The organism is Collinsella sp. TF10-11AT (genome assembly GCF_003437565.1).
Lineage (GTDB): Bacteria > Actinomycetota > Coriobacteriia > Coriobacteriales > Coriobacteriaceae > Collinsella.
In genome coordinates, this window is record NZ_QSQW01000010.1 from 20,398 (window position 1) to 36,617 (window position 16,220).

Sequence of the window (16,220 nt, forward strand, 5' to 3'; positions counted from 1 at the left end):
ATGCCGAAACGTACTGACATCAAGCGTATCCTCGTCATCGGTTCGGGCCCCATCGTCATTGGCCAGGCCTGCGAATTTGACTATTCCGGCGCCCAGGCCTGCAAGGTGCTCAAGGAGGATGGCTTTGAGGTCATCCTGGTCAACTCCAACCCGGCGACCATTATGACCGACCCGGGTCTGGCCGACCGCACCTATGTTGAGCCCATCACCGCCGAGTTTATCGAGCGCGTGATCAAGAAAGAGCACCCGGACGCGCTGCTGCCCACGCTGGGCGGCCAGACCGGTCTGAACGCCGCCGTCGAGCTGGCAAAGGACGGTACGCTCGACAAGTACGGCGTCGAGATGATCGGCTGCGACCTGGCCGCTATCGAGCGCGGCGAGGACCGCAAGCTCTTTAACGAGGCCATGGCCGAGATTGGCCTGGAGGTCGCGCGCTCGGGCTATGCCTACAGCGTGGCCGACGCCGAGACTATCGCCGAGCGCGTGGGCTATCCCTGCGTACTGCGCCCGAGCTTTACCCTCGGCGGCGCCGGCGGCGGCATCGCTCACACCCACGAGGAGCTTGTCTCCATCGTGAGCCAGGGCCTGGAGCTCTCGCCTGCCCACGAGGTGCTGGTCGAGGAGTCCATCGAGGGCTGGAAAGAGTATGAGATGGAGGTCATGCGTGACCACGCCGGCAACGGCATCATCGTGTGCTCCATCGAGAATCTCGACCCCATGGGCGTGCACACCGGCGACTCCATCACCGTGGCGCCGGCGCAGACCCTCTCCGACCTGGAGTATCAGCGCATGCGTGTCGCGTCGCTCGCCATTCTGGAGAAGATTGGCGTCGAGACCGGTGGCTCCAACGTGCAGTTTGCCGTGAACCCCAACACCGGCCGCCTGATCGTCATCGAGATGAACCCGCGCGTGAGCCGCTCGTCCGCGCTGGCCTCCAAGGCCACGGGTTTCCCCATTGCCAAGGCCGCCGCGCGTCTGGCCGTGGGCTATACGCTCGACGAGATCGTCAACGACATCACCAAGGCTACGCCCGCCTGCTTTGAGCCCACGATCGACTACTGTGTGGTCAAGGTGCCGCGCTTTGCCTTCGAGAAGTTCAAGGGTACCGACCCCACGCTCACCACGCGCATGAAGGCCGTGGGCGAGATCATGGCGATCGGCCGCACCTTTGAGGAGGCCTTTGGCAAGGCTATGCGCTCGCTGGAGGACGGCCACCAGGGCATTTGCGCCGGCGGCAAGGAAGGTGCCGATAAGCTGAGCGACGACGAGCTTGCTCAGGCCGTGGGTACCCCGACCGAGCACCGCATCTTCTTTGTGGTCGAGGCCCTGCGCCGCGGCTGGGATGTTGCGCGCATCCACGTCATTTGCGGTATCGATCCGTGGTATCTCAATCGCATCAACGATATGGTGCAGGTCCAGGAGAGCATCCGCGGCCTGCGTGTGGAGGATATCGACGCCGACGCGATGCGCCTGCTCAAGCAGTATGGCACGAGCGACGCCGAGATCGCCGCGCTGACCGGCTCGGACGAGCGCTTTGTGCGCGCCTACCGCAAGGGCCTGGGCGTGGTTCCCAGCATGAAGACGGTCGATACCTGCGCTGCGGAGTTCTCGAGCGCCACGGAGTACCACTACAAGACGTACGAGAACATCTACCGCACAAGCCCGCTCGCCAAGAAGTGCGTGGCTCCCGACGAGACCACGCCGGCGGACAAGCCCAAGGCGATGATCCTGGGCGCCGGTCCCAACCGCATTGGCCAGGGTATCGAGTTCGATTACTGTTGCGTGCACGCGAGCTACGCGCTGGCGGCCCGCGGCTTTGAGACCATCATGGTCAACTGCAATCCCGAGACCGTCTCGACCGACTATGACACGTCCGACCGCCTGTACTTTGAGCCGCTCACCTACGAGGACGTCATGGACGTTATCGATGTTGAGCGCCCCGACGGCGTCGTGGTGACGCTCGGCGGCCAGACTCCGCTTAAGCTGGCGCGCATGCTCGAGGAGAGCGGCGTGAACATCATGGGCACCAAGCCCGATGCCATCGACTTTGCCGAGGACCGCGAGCGCTTCGCCGCTCTGCTCGACAAGTTAGGCATCATGTACCCGCCGGCGGGCCAGGCCACCTCGTTTGAGGAGGCCGAGGCCGTTGCCGCACACATTGGCTACCCGCTGCTGGTACGTCCGAGCTATGTGCTGGGCGGCCGCGGCATGATGATCGCCTACGATGCCGAGCATCTGCGCGATTACATGACCGAGGCTGCACGCATTAGCCCCGACTACCCGGTGTATCTGGATCGCTTCTTGGAGGGTGCGATCGAGTCCGATGTCGACGCCCTGTGCGACGGCGAGGAGGTCTACATCGGCGGTATCCTGGAGCATATCGAGGAGGCCGGTATTCACTCCGGCGACTCCGCGACGTGCATTCCGCCGTTTAGCTTTAGCGAGAGCCTGCAGGCGAAGCTCCGCGAGACTACGCGCCGCATCGCGATGGCGCTGGGAGTCCGCGGCCTGGTCAACGTGCAGTACGCCATTAAGGGCGAGACCGTCTACGTGATCGAGGCCAACCCGCGTGCCAGCCGTACCGTGCCGTTTATCTCCAAGGCCACCGGCGTGCCGCTGGCCAAGTGCGCGGCGCGTATCATGGCGGGCGATTCCATCGCGAGCCTGGGCCTGCCGAGCGACGAGCGTCAGCTGGACTGGTTCTGCATGAAGGAAGCCGTTATGCCCTGGGGCCGTTTCCCGGGAGCCGACGTTATCCTGGGACCCGAGATGAAGTCGACGGGCGAGGTCATGGGTATCGCCAAGAGCTATCCCGAGGCATACGCCAAGACGCAGCTGGCGATCGACTACAAGCTGCCCGACCCGAGCAGCGGCAAGGTGTTCATCAGTGTGTGCGACCGCGACAAGCGCCATATCCTTTCGGTCGCCCGCATCCTGCGCTACCTGGGCTTTGACATTTGCTCTACCGAGGGTACGGCGCGCGTGCTGCGCGGAGGCAACGTGACGTGCGAAGTCGTGGAGAAGATTAGCGGTCCGCACGACGGCGAGCGTCCCAACATCGGTGACCTGATCGCCGATGGCAAGATCGCGGTGATCATCAATACGCCGTACGGTCCGGGCTCGCGTGGCGATGGCTACCTGCTACGTACCGAGGCCGTGCGTCGCGGTGTGACCTGCGTGACGGCGATGTCTGCCGCCAACACGTACGTGAGTGCCATCGAGGCCGTGCGCGAGGACCAGCAGGGTCATGGCAGCGCCAATGACATGGGCATGGACGTCATCGCCCTGCAGGACCTGCCGCAGCACACGGTGTAGGCTGAGCTGTCCGGCCGGGGCTGGAGGGGCGGAGATTTCCCCCTTTCGCTCCGGCTGCAAGCAGAGTCGCTCAGGAGGAAACTCCGCCCCTCCCGCCCCGGCCTACGGTGACTTGGCTGCACCATGTGCTGCCGAAGGGGCTTTGCGCGATGACTAGGGCTAAATAAAAAAGAGAGTGTGGGCAGAGCCCGCGTTTTGTATGGGGTCCTTCGGTGAATTGCATTCACCGAAGGACCTTTTTGCCGTTGGTCGAGAGCGCTGCTGGACAGTTAGTTCAGATTTGTATTTTTGGGAGGGTGGATAAAGGCCGATTTGAGCTCAAATGAGCTGTTTCTGACGCTCTGATGCGATGAGGTTGCTCGACCAAGCGCGAGAAAGGCCCATTATTGGGTCTAAAACGGCTTCAAAACGATACGTTTGCACGTAAGGACCCGGCCAAAAAATACAAATCTGAACTAACTGTCCACCACCCTCCGTCAACCTCTCATTCCAAACCAAATCAGCCAACGTACGCCATGGCAACCCCCGGTAGGTCGCAGGGTGGCGGCTGAGCCTTTCCCTCGGGAAACTTCGCGAAGCCCAGTTCCCGAGGGAAAGGTATGGTCTGTGTAATACCAGATAAACAGTACATTTTTGCTAGATTGGTATTTGACTGAAGAACCAATTGGTATGGCTTATTAAGCCTACCTTGCCGTTGACGCTCATTTTACTGCCGTTGGTGGACTTCCGAACTTGGTTGCGCAAGTGCTCCCATATATTGATATGACCTAGTAGGTGGCTATCTGGTTACTACCAGTTGGCCCCTTGGTAACGGGTGGCCCCATTGTGCGGAATGTACCGAACATCCCCGTTTGATACGTTTTCCCATGCTGCCGGGGGGGGGGCGTCCTCGGCATGTCGGAAGAAAGGAGCCCAGGTGCGCAGGAATTCCATTTTTACGAAACGGTGGGTGAAGGGAAGCGCGGTCCTCGTTGCCACTGCAGCGACGCTCGTGTTTGCCAATCCCCAGCAGGCGATTGCCACGCCACTCAAGGGCGTCGACTCAGCGACCGTGTCCCAGTCTGCCTCGAATGTCGTCGACATCGATTTCGCTGACGGCATCAAGGGCCGTATTACGTTCCTCGAGGACGGTATTTTCCGTTATAACGTCGACCCCAAGGGTGAGTTTTCCGATTACGCCACACCGCGCAGTAAGTCCCACACGGCTAAAATCCAGGCTCAGCCCGATACCTCGGACACCTACAGCAAGCCGAGCGCGACGGTTGCCGACAAGGGCGACACTATCGAGATCACCGGCGGAAAGGCGACCGTGATCCTGGACAAGGCGACTGGCAAGATGAGTATCAAGTCAGGCGACCGTGTCGTGGTTTCCGAGTCCGCGTCCCTCGACCTTGATAAGAAGGGTACCGTCCAGACGCTCGCCAAGGAGAAGTCCGAGAACTTCTTTGGCGGCGGCACCCAGAACGGACGCTTCCTGCACACCAACCAGACCATCGCCATCTCCAACACGAACAACTGGACTGATGGCGGCGTTGCCTCGCCCAACCCGTTTTATTGGACGAGTGACGGCTACGGCGTACTCCGAAACACGTTTGCAGAGGGTTCCTACGACTTCGGTTCCACGGACTCATCGACGGTCACGACTTTGCACAGCGAGAATGAGTTTGATGCCTACTACTTCGTGGCGACCAACGAGGGCGCTTCGAACGTGGCAACCGAGATGCTGCAGGACTACTACAAGGTGACCGGTAACCCGGTACTGCTGCCCGAGTACGGGTTCTACCTTGGTCATCTTAATGCCTATAACCGTGATGGCTGGTCAACGACCTCGGGTCAAAAGAAGTGGGAGACCAAGGGCAGCAAGTCCTCGAGCGAGAAGGGCGACGTTAAGTACGAGTCTGGCATGTCGACGGGCTACAAGCTCGACGGCACACTTGCGGCCGAGACGCTCAACGGTGAGGGCCCTTCGGTTGATACCGAGAACATGAAAGCGACCGATTTCGACCGCCAGTTCTCTGCTCGGCAGGTTATCGATGACTACGAGGACAACGACATGCCGCTCGGTTGGTTCCTGCCGAACGACGGCTACGGCGCCGGCTATGGCCAGAACGGTTACTACAAGACCGGCGGCGTCAACTCCGACGGAACGAGCTCGGCCGACCGTCTTAACGCTGTGCGTGCCAATGTCGACAACCTTAAGAAGTTCACCGAGTATGCCAACTCCAAGGGTGTGAGCACGGGCTTGTGGACCCAGTCCAACCTTGAGCCCGACAGCAACTCCGAGACCCCGTGGCACCTGCTTCGCGACTTCGACGCCGAGGTCAAGACGGGAGGCATCTCTACCCTTAAGACCGACGTTGCCTGGGTTGGATCTGGCTACTCCTTTGGTCTTAATGGCATCAAGACAGCTTATGACACGGTGACGACCGGCGCTAACAAGCGCCCCAACATCATCACGCTCGATGGTTGGGCCGGCACGCAGCGCTTTGGTGGCATTTGGACCGGCGACCAGTATGGCGGTAACTGGGAGTACATTCGCTTCCATATCCCCACGTATATCGGTCAGAGTCTTTCGGGCAACCCCAACATCGGCTCCGACATGGATGGCATCTTTGGCGGCGACCCCATCATCTCTGCGCGTGACTACCAGTGGAAGACGTTCACGCCCTCTATGCTTGACATGGACGGTTGGGGCACCTACCGTAAATCGCCCATGACGCACGGCGATCCCTACACAGGCATCTCGCGCTTCTACCTCAAGCTCAAGGCGCAGCTCATGCCCTATATCTACACGAGCGCGGCCTCGGCGGCCAACATCGACACGGGTAACGGCGATGCCGGCCTGCCCATGATCCGCGCCATGCTGCTTTCCGACAACTCCGAGTACGCCGCAAGCACTTCGACGCAGTACCAGTATATGTTCGGTGAGAACTTCCTAGTGGCACCGGTGTATCAGGATACCCAGGCAGACGAGAACGGCAACGACATTCGCAATGGGATTTACCTCCCCAACTACGGCACCGACGAGAATCCCACCATCTGGATCGATTACTTCTCGGGTAAGCAGTATCGCGGCGGCCAGGTTCTCAACAACTACGAGGCTCCGCTTTGGAAGCTGCCGCTGTTTGTGAAGGCCAACGCTATCGTGCCGATGTACGCCGAGAACAACAACCCCGAGGCAGTGAGCGACACCAACACCAAGGGTACCGACCGCAGTCAGCGTATCGTCGAGTTCTTCGCCACCGAGGGCGACGGCACCTTTACGCAGTACGAGGACGACGGCTCCTCCATCGAAAACAACACGACTGAGGACGATTCCTACGGCACGATCGACAATATCTCCTACGGTGAGCATGTGAGCACCGTCTACAGCTCCAAGGCCGCAGGCGGCACCGCGACCTTTACCGCCGAGGCCTCGAAGGGCGGCTACAACGGCTACGACTCCAACCGCACCACGACCTTCGTGGCCAATGTGTCCGCCAAGCCCACGAGCGTTGTCGCCAAGAACGGCGGATCCGCACTCAACGTGGTTGAGGTCGACTCGCAGGAGACCTTTGACGCCGCGACCCCCGAGGCCGGCCAGGCGGTCTACTTCTACAGCGAGACCCCCAACCTCAACCACTACGGCAGCGATGCGGACGGCACCGAGGCCGAGCAGGGCGAGAGCTTTAACAACACCAAGATCACCACGAACCCCAAGGTCTACGTCAAGTTCGCGAAGACCGATGTTGCTGCAGCGGCGCAGACGCTTGAGCTGGGCGGTTTCGTGAATGCCGACGCCACGCTCACAGCCGATCGCCTCAACGAGAACCTCTCCGCACCCACGAACCTTGCTGCCCCCGAGGACGTCACGACCCCAACGAGCATAAAGCTCACCTGGGGAAAGGTCGATGGTGCTACCTCCTACGACCTTAAGGTCGACGGCACTGTGTTTGCCGTGGGTGATGCGGCCGAGTTCACGCACACCGACCTCGCCTACAATAGCAAGCACACCTACCAGATTCGTTCGCGCAACGCCGAGGGTTACTCCGCCTGGAGCGATGTGCTCGAGGCGAACTCCGCACTCGATCCGTGGCGGAACGTCCCCGACGCCGAGGAAATCACCTGGGAGGGCTCACTTTACGGCAGCCATAAGGCCGAGCTTGCCTTCGACCATGAGTTCCAGTCGGGCGACGGCGGTTTCCACTCCGGTGGCAACGATCTGGGCAAGGCGCTTACCGTTGACTATGGACGCGCTTACAAGCTCGATAAGCTCGAGTACTATCCGCGCGATGACGCCGGCAACGGCACTGTGACCAAGATGCGTGTTGAGACGAGTCTCGATGGCGTCCACTGGACGAGCCAGGAGGTCGATTGGGCACGTTCCGCTGATTGTAAGACGGTAGCGTTTGACGGCACCGTGGCCGCCCGTTACGTGCGCATGACACCGCTCGCCTCGGTCGGCAATTTCTTCTCCGCGTCCGAGATTGCCATCTACAAGACCGACGGCACGGATGGCTTCGCCGTGGGCTCCAACCTCAACAAGGCCACGATCTCCGACGGAGACTACTCCAACATGAAGAACTATCTGGGCCTCGAGAACCGCGAGCCCGATACCCCGACGTTCGGTTCGCAGATCCGCGACCACTTCGCCGACCTCAACGATAACGGCGTTTACGACGTCTACGATTACTCGTTCACCATGGCGGGTCTTGACGGCGGCACTAAACAAAAGGGCAAGGTCGCAGGTTCGCTCGCGGTGATTCCGAGCAAGACCGAGGTCGAGGCCGGTGATGAGATCACCGTTGATGTCTATGCGGCCGACGCCAAGAACGTCAACGCCCTGGGCGCTCTCGTCAACTTCAAGAGCGACCAGTTCGAGTTTGTGTCCGAGAGCATCGCGCAGGACGGCTCGACTGCCGGCATGGAGAACCTGTCTCGCGAGAAGGTCCAGTTCGCGGACAGAACGCAGACTATCAATCTCGCCTTTGCCAACCGCGGCGATGGCAAGCTCTACAACGGTACCGGCGCGGTGGCGAGTTTCAAGCTCAAGGCCAAGACCGCCGGCAAGGTCGAACTGCCCTCGACATCTTGGCTCATCGGTCCGGCATGCGACGCACTTGAGTTTGCGAGCGACGGCACGGTGACGATGCCGGATGTTCCTCAGCCAACGGTCGCCGAGTACGGTCAGGATGCCTTCAACATCACGATGACCAACGATGAGCTCACGACCGACGACGGGACCAACGTCGAGAAACTTATCCAGCAGAAGAGCTATAACGCGCTGTTCGATAATAACGAGGGCGACAACGGCTTTGAGTTCCTATGGAACTGGAGCGGCAACTGGGACAGCGAGGGTAAGCTTCCGAGTTACGTGAAGCTTCCCACCACGATGACATTCGCATTTAAGACGCCTTCGAAACTCGATAGTGTCGAGGTCGTTAACCGCAACGGTGGCAACGGAACCGTGCAGAAGATCAAGGCTGTCGTGACGTTCGAGGATGGCTCGACCCAAGAGTTCGCGGGCGGGGAGTACGATTCCTTCCGGGCTCGCTACGCTTTTGGCCTCTCTGCCGAGAACAAGGGCAAGAAGGCGACCAAGGTCGAGGTCACGCCGCTTGAGGCATCGGGTGACCAGATGCTCACACTGCGTGAGGTCAACTTCAACTACACGCAGGGTGTCGAGGCCATCGAGGGTGTCGAGCTAGGCAAGAACCAGACCGAGTTCTTTGAAGGCGACGTTACGCTCGTCGACGCCAAGGCCACGCCTGAGAGCGCCGGCTACCCCTATGTGACGGTCGAGAGCTCCGACCCCTCTGTGGTAAGCGTCTCCGCTGTTCAGGCTGGCGATAGCGTGAGCTACTACCTGCGTGCCAACAAGGCCGGCAAGGCAAAGATCACGGTGGCGTCGGTACTCGACCCCTCCAAGACCGCATCCTATGAGGTCGAAGTCAAGGCTGGTGTCGATACCTCTGCGCTCGTGGCAGCGCTTTCCGAGGCCGCGGGCTACAGCGAATCCGTCTACACTAAGGATTCCTATGCAGCTCTCACCGCTGCGGTCGAGGCGGCTCAGAAGCTCCTCGACGGCGGCCAAGGCAGCTATAGCAAGAAGGATGTCGCAGACGCCACAGCCAAGATCGAGAAGGCAATCGACGGCCTCAAGATGCGCCCTGTCGATGAGAAGATTCTTATCAACACGCCCGAGAACCGCAAGAACGTCAAGGTGGCCGGCTTCTCGAGTGAGGCCGACTACGAGGGCAGCAACGCCGTCAACGCTCTCGACGGCGACGAGCGGACGCTTTGGCACAGCGACTGGGCCCATGGGACCGGTATGCCCCAGTATCTGAGTGTCGACCTGGGCCGCGACTACGATCTCACCGACGTTACATTCCTGCCGCGCCAGGACGGCGGCACTAACGGCGATATCTTCGAGGCCGAGATACTGGTCTCCGACACTGCCGACGGTTATGAGATGGGCACCGCCGCGTCGATGGGTACGTTCGCCTTCGACAATGACGGCCGCGTGCTCACCGACCGTGGCGACTGGAAACAGATGAGCTTTGGCGCCGCGCGCGGTCGCTACGTGACCGTCAAGGTGATTCACGCCGGCGGTGGCAACGTTGATGCCTACTGCAGCATGGCGGAGCTCAAGTTCTACGGTACGGCCGTCCCCGATCCGGTGGCGAAGGATGATCTCGCTACCGCGATCGAAAAGGTTGATGCCGAGGTTGCTGCCGGCGACCTCAAGGCCGGTGACTACACCGAGGCCTCCTGGACGGCGCTCGAGAACGCCCTGGCGAGCGCCCGCGCCATCTTGAGCGACGAGAAAGCCACGCAGGACGAGGTCGACCAGGCGCTCAGGGCGCTCGAGAGCGCCCGCGGCGCGCTCGAGAAGACCCCGGTGGCCCCGGTCGAGAAACCGACTAAGAAGCAGCTCAAGGCCCTGGTCAAGCAGGCGAAGGAGACTGACACTAGGGGCAAGACGGCCGAGTCTGTCAAGGCCCTGACGGATGCCATTACCTACGCCGAGGACGTCTTGGGTGCTGAGAATGCTTCCGACACCCAGCTCCAGGCGGCCTATGACCAGCTCAAGCTGGCTATTGAGAGCCTCAAGGATGCCGATTCCGGCAATCAGGGCGGCTCGGGCAACCAGGGTTCCGGCAATGGCTCGAACGGCGGCAACCAGGCGGGCAAGCCCGCAGGCGACAAGGCCCAGGGCAGCAAGAAGAACGGTTCGGCGATTCCCAATACCGGAGACCAGACGGCGGCGACCGTCGCGACCGTCGGTGGTCTTGGCGCCATCATCGCCGCGATCGGCGCTTTCTTCCATCGTCGCAGCAAGGCTAAGTAGCCCCAGCAACAGCTAAGCAAGCGTGCCCGCCGTCCCACCCAAGGACGGTGGGCACGCTTTTTGAATGTAGGCGGAAAGCTCCGACCCTTCGGCCTTAATCTCGCAAAGCGTTCCGTCTCCCGCCGAACACATCAGCATCGGCGGCTATACTTGAATTATTTGCAGTTAAGGGTCGCGGATTCGCCGCGTCACCGCTCTCAACAGGAGGTCTTTGTTTATGGCAGATCAGAAGCCGGTTGTCGGGATCATCATGGGCTCCAAGTCCGATCTGGGCGTTATGGAAGGTTGCACCGCCGAGCTCGAGGTACTGGGCGTGCCCTATGAGCTTGTGATTGCAAGCGCGCACCGCACGCCGGCGAAGGTCCATGAGTGGGCCTCGACTGCTGCCGACCGCGGCATCAAGGTGATTATCGCTGCTGCCGGCAAGGCTGCTCACCTGGGCGGTGTCGTGGCTGCGTTTACGCCGCTGCCGGTTATTGGCGTGCCCATGAAGACGAGTGACCTGGGCGGCATGGATTCTCTGCTGTCGATGGTGCAGATGCCTTCGGGCGTGCCCGTGGCCTGTGTGGCTATCAACGGTGCCAAGAACGCTGCCATTTACGCCACGCAGATTCTGGGCGCCTGCGACCCCGAGTACCGCAAGGTTATCGAGAAGATGAAGCAGGAGATGGCTGACGCCTAAGCGCTCTGCCAGTCCATTTGCAGCATAAGGAGAGCCATGTCCGACTATCAGGGAAAACGATTCAAGGCTTCTCAGATTCCCGATCCGTCGAAGCCGGGTGCTGCCCGTGCGGCACAGCAGGGTCGGGCATCCTCTCCTCAGCAGCCGCGCGCGCCGCGTCCCGTAACGCCAACGTCCCATCGCCGTCAGGATACTCCTGCTGCATATCGCCCTTCGTCATACAGTACGGCCAAGAAGTCACCTCGCTCTTCGGCGCATACCGCGCCATCGAGCTATACCGAGCCGCCGCGCAAAAAGCGCCGCTCCGTCATTCCCATTCTGCTCATCATCATTGGCATCGGCCTCATCGTTGCTGCTGCCGCCATCTTTATCAACGCGCAGATTGGCTACAAGCAGGCGAGCGAGTCGTATCAAAAGATCGAAAAACAATATGTGAGCGACAAGGACGCCAGCGGCGTGCCGATTATCGACTTCAACGCGCTTGCTCAGACAAATCCCGAGGTTGTGGGTTGGATTTACGCGCCCGGCACCAACATCAACTACCCCGTGGTGCAGACCAACAACAACTCCAAGTACCTCAACACGCTGTTCGACGGCACCGCAAATGCCTCGGGAGCCATCTTCTTGGATAGCGATGACACCGCGCCGGGCATGGTGGATCAGCAGACCACGATTTACGGTCATCACATGAACGACGGTTCGATGTTCAACGTGATTTCGGATACGACCGATCAGGCGACATTCGACAGCATGGAATACGTGTACTACATCACGCGCGATGCGACGTATAAGTTGCGCCCGCTGGCGACCAAGGTGGTCGAGGACACGTATGCCAAGGCGCGCACGCCCAACTTTGAGGGCGATGACGGACTGAAGAATTACCTGTCCGAGATGCTCGACGGCGCTTCGGCGGTGGCGAGCGATGCCACCGATCGTGCCGCTTCGGCAACCAAGGTCGTAACGCTTGTGACCTGCCGCTCGCTGTCATTTAGCAATACGCGCGCCGTCATGGTGCTCACGCCGGTCGAGGAATAAGTTGTTCGAGAGTAGCTAAAAAGCCCCGTCCCAAATGAGCTACTCGACGACGGTAAAAAGGAGAAATGATGCTTGAAAGTGGCAAATCGATGCCTTCGGTTGATGCTTGGCTGCGCGAGGCCAAGGCCGATTCGTCGGCGCCTGCGTGCGGTATGTACCTGACACACAACGGCGTGGTGCGTGCAACGCCTAAGTCCGAGGCGCGTGGGGTCGAGACAGATGGTGTGGCGCCTGGACATAAGGTTGGCGGCATGGTGTTTGGCTTCGATGCCGATAAGGTGCAGGCCGCTATCGAGGCAACGCGCGCGATGCCTGGTATCGGCTATGTGCGCGTGTGGCTGGCGAGCGGCGAGCTTACCGTGGGCGACGACATCATGCTCGTGCTCATTGGCGGGGACATTCGCCCGCATGTGGTCGATGCGCTGCAGGCGCTCGTCGGTACCATCAAAAATGAGTGTGTGAGCGAGGTCGAGCGCGAGGCGTAATGCCGGCAGCAGCACTCTCCAACAAAAAGCCCGCTGGCAGTTCAAATCAGTCTGCCAGCGGGCTTTTTGTGCGTTGGAAAATCTCGGCATTGCGTGGCCCTACACGCGCGTCGCATCCTTGGGGCTCATGGTCATGCTCTGGAAGCGGTTCTCCATGTAGTCGTTATCGAAATACTTGCCGTAGAACTGCGCGACGGGAATATCCGGCTCCGTGCCGTTGACGCGCTGGTACCAGTAGTCGAGCGACTGCAGCGTCATGACGCCGTCGACCAGCATAATGACGGTAAAGATGACGGTAGCCGAGTAGCGACTTTTCCACGGAATCATGTTGATGAGCTTGAGCAGCCTCGGCAGCAGCAGCTTGATCCAGATAAGGCCACCCAGGCCCCACAGGCAGGCAAAGCCCGTGCAGGTGCGTCCGCCCGTAAGGACGGCGAGTGGGTCGGGCATGCCGAACAGCTTCATGTGCGAGTAGCTCCACGAGACCACGCCAAATGAGGTCTGCATAAACCAGCCCACGAACACCTCAAAGCTCGCGCCGAGCACAGCGCTTACCAGGAAAATGATGATGGGGTTCTTTTTATAGAAGCGGTTGAGTACCATGGTCATGAGTACGGCGCCAAAGCCATAGATGGGGCTGAAGGGACCAAACAGCATGCCGGCGCGGTTCTGGTAGACGCCCGGGTCGTCGACTGTCATATGCCAGATGTCCTCGGCGATCAGGCCGAGCACGCAGCAGACGAAGAATACCCAGAACAGGTTGAAGTAGTTGAGCTTGATGTAGCCCTCGCCGGTTTCATCGCGGCCGAGCATGCCCTCCGCCGCGGCGTCACGGTCGAGCATCTCCTGCAGGCGGCGCTGCAGTTCGCGCTCCTGGCGCAGCGTGGGGTCGACGGTTGCTGAAAGTGCAACGAGGATGCCGAGCTGGATCGCGGGACGCAGCAGGAAGGGCCCGATGCCCTGGAGCATCACGTCGACCAAAAGCTCGACGACGGTGAATGCAATAAGGATGTAGGACAGGCGGGCGGCGTTGCGGCGCTGGTTTTTGATAAGGTCCAGGCCAAAGATGATCAGGATGACGGCACTTGCCGCAGAGAGCATGATGCCGGCGACGATGAGTCCAACCGAGACCAGCATATTGTCGCCGAGCTTTTCGGCGGCGTTGCCGTTGATGAGCGCGGTGATGACCTGCCACATAAAGGCAGCGACCGACGGGAGTGTGCCCACGCCGGATAGGATGCACAGGACGGCGTACACCTTAATGATGAGGGGAATCTTCTTGACCTCCGTGGCGCTGGGGACGCTGGGGTCGAGTTCGTTTCGATCCATACAGAACCTTTCTCGCTTTGTCCTAGGCTACAAGGATACGCCGCCGACCTGCCAAAAGACAGGACGAACGTCCCAATTGCAACTTTGTAATCCCCAACGGTGGACGCGGCGGCCATCTGGGGGCGCGGGCGCTTGCACTGGACAGACCGATAAAATGTTTGGCCACAAAACGGATTATTAGCTCGGTGGGCTTTTAAAAAGCGCTGCTCATGCGCTGGGGAGCGCGTCGCGCCGTGCGTATAATAAGGCGGGTAACGCCAAAATACGAGGCTCTGAGGGGATGCCATGTCTCAAGAAACCATCCGCGCGGCCGAGCGTGCCGCGGGACAGGTGAACGCCATGTCGACGTATGATCCGGACTCCGACCAGCTGCATGAGGAATGCGGCGTTTTTGGTGTTTGGGCGCCCGATCGCGACGTGGCTCGACTGACGTACTTTGGCCTGCGTGCACTGCAGCACCGTGGCCAAGAATCGGCGGGAATCGCCGTGGGTGACGGCGGTACGGTTATGGTCCGCAAGGATCTGGGCCTGCTCGACCGCGTGTTCTCCAACGCCGACCTGTCGACGCTCTCCGGTCAGCTGGCCGTGGGTCATGTGCGCTACGGCACCGCCGGCGCCAAGAGCTGGGAAGCCTCTCAGCCGCACCTCTCTACTATCAATAGCGTCATTATCGCGCTCGCGCACAACGGTACCCTCGTCAACACCGACGAGCTGCGTCGCCAGCTGATCGAGCTGGGCGTGCCGTTCCTCTCCAATTCGGATTCCGAGGTCGCGACCAAGCTCATCGGCTACTTTACCCAGCGTACGGGCCACCTGCGCGAGGGCATTCGCAAGACCATGGAGCTCGTGCGTGGCGGTTATGCCATGACGCTCATCAACGAGCAGGCGCTCTACGCCTTCCGCGATCCGCATGGCATTCGCCCACTGGTGTTGGGCAAGCTGGTGGACGAGGGCCTGGACCAGGCCGATGCCGCATCCGTTTCGCAGCTGCCGTCGCAGGACGGCGCCGCGACGGTTGACGTTGCCACCCATGTCACCCGCGCCGGCGGTTGGGTCGTTGCCTCCGAGACCTGCGCGCTCGACATCGTGGGCGCCGAGTACGTCCGCGACGTCCGTCCTGGTGAGATTTTGCGCATCAGCGCCGAGGGCCTTGTGTCCGAGCAGGGCGTGCCTGCCGCCGAAGAGCCTGCTAACTGCATCTTTGAGCAGGTCTACTTCGCTCGCCCCGATTCCATCATGAACGGCAAGAGCGTCTACGCCTGCCGTTATGACATGGGTCGTCAGCTGGCACATGAGGAGCCCGTCGAGGCCGACCTGGTCATCGGCGTGCCCGACTCCGGCCTGCCGCCCGCGGAGGGCTATTCGCACGAGAGTGGCATACCCTTTGGTGAGGGCCTTATCAAGAACCGCTACGTGGGTCGTACGTTTATCGAGCCTACGCAGGAGCTGCGTGCCATGGGCGTGCGTATGAAACTCAACCCGCTGCGCGACAACATCGAGGGCAAACGCCTGGTCGTCATCGACGACTCCATCGTGCGAGGCACCACCATGGTGCAGCTCGTCAAGATGCTGCGCAACGCCGGCGCCAAGGAGATTCACATTCGCATCAACTCGCCCGAGGTCATCTGGCCGTGCTTCTACGGTATCGATACCGACGTGCAGTCGCAGCTCATCAGTGCCAACAAGACGGTCGATGAGATCTGCGAGTACATTGGCGCCGATTCGCTGGCCTTCCTTTCGGTCGAGGGCCTGCTGAAGGTCATGCCCAAGGGCGGCTACTGCGACGCGTGCTTTACCGGCCGCTATCCCGTGGCGATTCCCGAGAGCTTTGGCCGTGACAAGTTCATGGAGGGCTTTAAGCCCCGCAACCTGGACAAGCCGTTGCACTTTGACGACGACGCCGTGGTCGAGAAATATGTCGACCGCAGCTGGGAAGAGGAGCACGGCGAGGCCTAAAACCTGCCATGTAGGGACAGGTTTATTTTGGTAGGTTTTACCTGCTGTTTTGTTGATATGACGGCGCGTGCTGTTATGGCGCGCGCCG

7 protein-coding genes are annotated in these 16,220 nt (G+C 60.6%); 6 read left to right on the top strand and 1 reads right to left on the bottom strand.

From position 1 onward, the window contains the following. The 5 genes from carB (at nt 1) to DXC99_RS07600 (ending at nt 12,847) form a co-directional block, all read left to right on the top strand. Nucleotides 1-3,315: a carbamoyl-phosphate synthase large subunit gene (gene carB, locus DXC99_RS07580; RefSeq protein ID WP_117629786.1), complete on the top strand. Its 3,315-nt coding sequence runs from the start codon at nt 1-3 to the stop codon at nt 3,313-3,315. Nucleotides 3,316-4,264: 949 nt separating this feature from the next. Continuing rightward, the gene (locus tag DXC99_RS07585; protein ID WP_158551680.1) at nt 4,265-10,645 is read left to right on the top strand and encodes a discoidin domain-containing protein; all 6,381 of its coding nucleotides are present in this window, start codon (nt 4,265-4,267) and stop codon (nt 10,643-10,645) included. Nucleotides 10,646-10,862: 217 nt separating this feature from the next. Then, a complete protein-coding gene (purE, locus tag DXC99_RS07590; RefSeq protein ID WP_117629788.1) occupies nt 10,863-11,327 on the top strand; it encodes a 5-(carboxyamino)imidazole ribonucleotide mutase in 465 nt (154 codons plus the stop codon). A gap of 36 nt (nt 11,328-11,363) precedes the next feature. Further along, nucleotides 11,364-12,362, top strand: coding sequence for a class B sortase (locus DXC99_RS07595; protein WP_117629789.1), 999 nt, complete (start codon nt 11,364-11,366; stop codon nt 12,360-12,362). Between the two features lie 65 nt (nt 12,363-12,427). After that, complete coding sequence (locus tag DXC99_RS07600) at nt 12,428-12,847, top strand: molybdenum cofactor biosynthesis protein MoaE (RefSeq protein WP_233505696.1); 420 nt, start codon at nt 12,428-12,430, stop codon at nt 12,845-12,847. A gap of 99 nt (nt 12,848-12,946) precedes the next feature. On the opposite strand, the gene DXC99_RS07605 is transcribed toward DXC99_RS07600, so the two are convergent. Beyond that, nucleotides 12,947-14,176: a putative ABC transporter permease gene (locus DXC99_RS07605; protein WP_117629791.1), complete on the bottom strand. Its 1,230-nt coding sequence runs from the start codon at nt 14,174-14,176 to the stop codon at nt 12,947-12,949. Nucleotides 14,177-14,461: 285 nt separating this feature from the next. Between DXC99_RS07605 and DXC99_RS07610 the strand changes: the two genes are divergently transcribed. Further along, the gene (locus DXC99_RS07610) at nt 14,462-16,132 is read left to right on the top strand and encodes an amidophosphoribosyltransferase (protein ID WP_117629792.1); all 1,671 of its coding nucleotides are present in this window, start codon (nt 14,462-14,464) and stop codon (nt 16,130-16,132) included. The last annotated feature ends 88 nt before the right edge of the window (nt 16,133-16,220 follow it).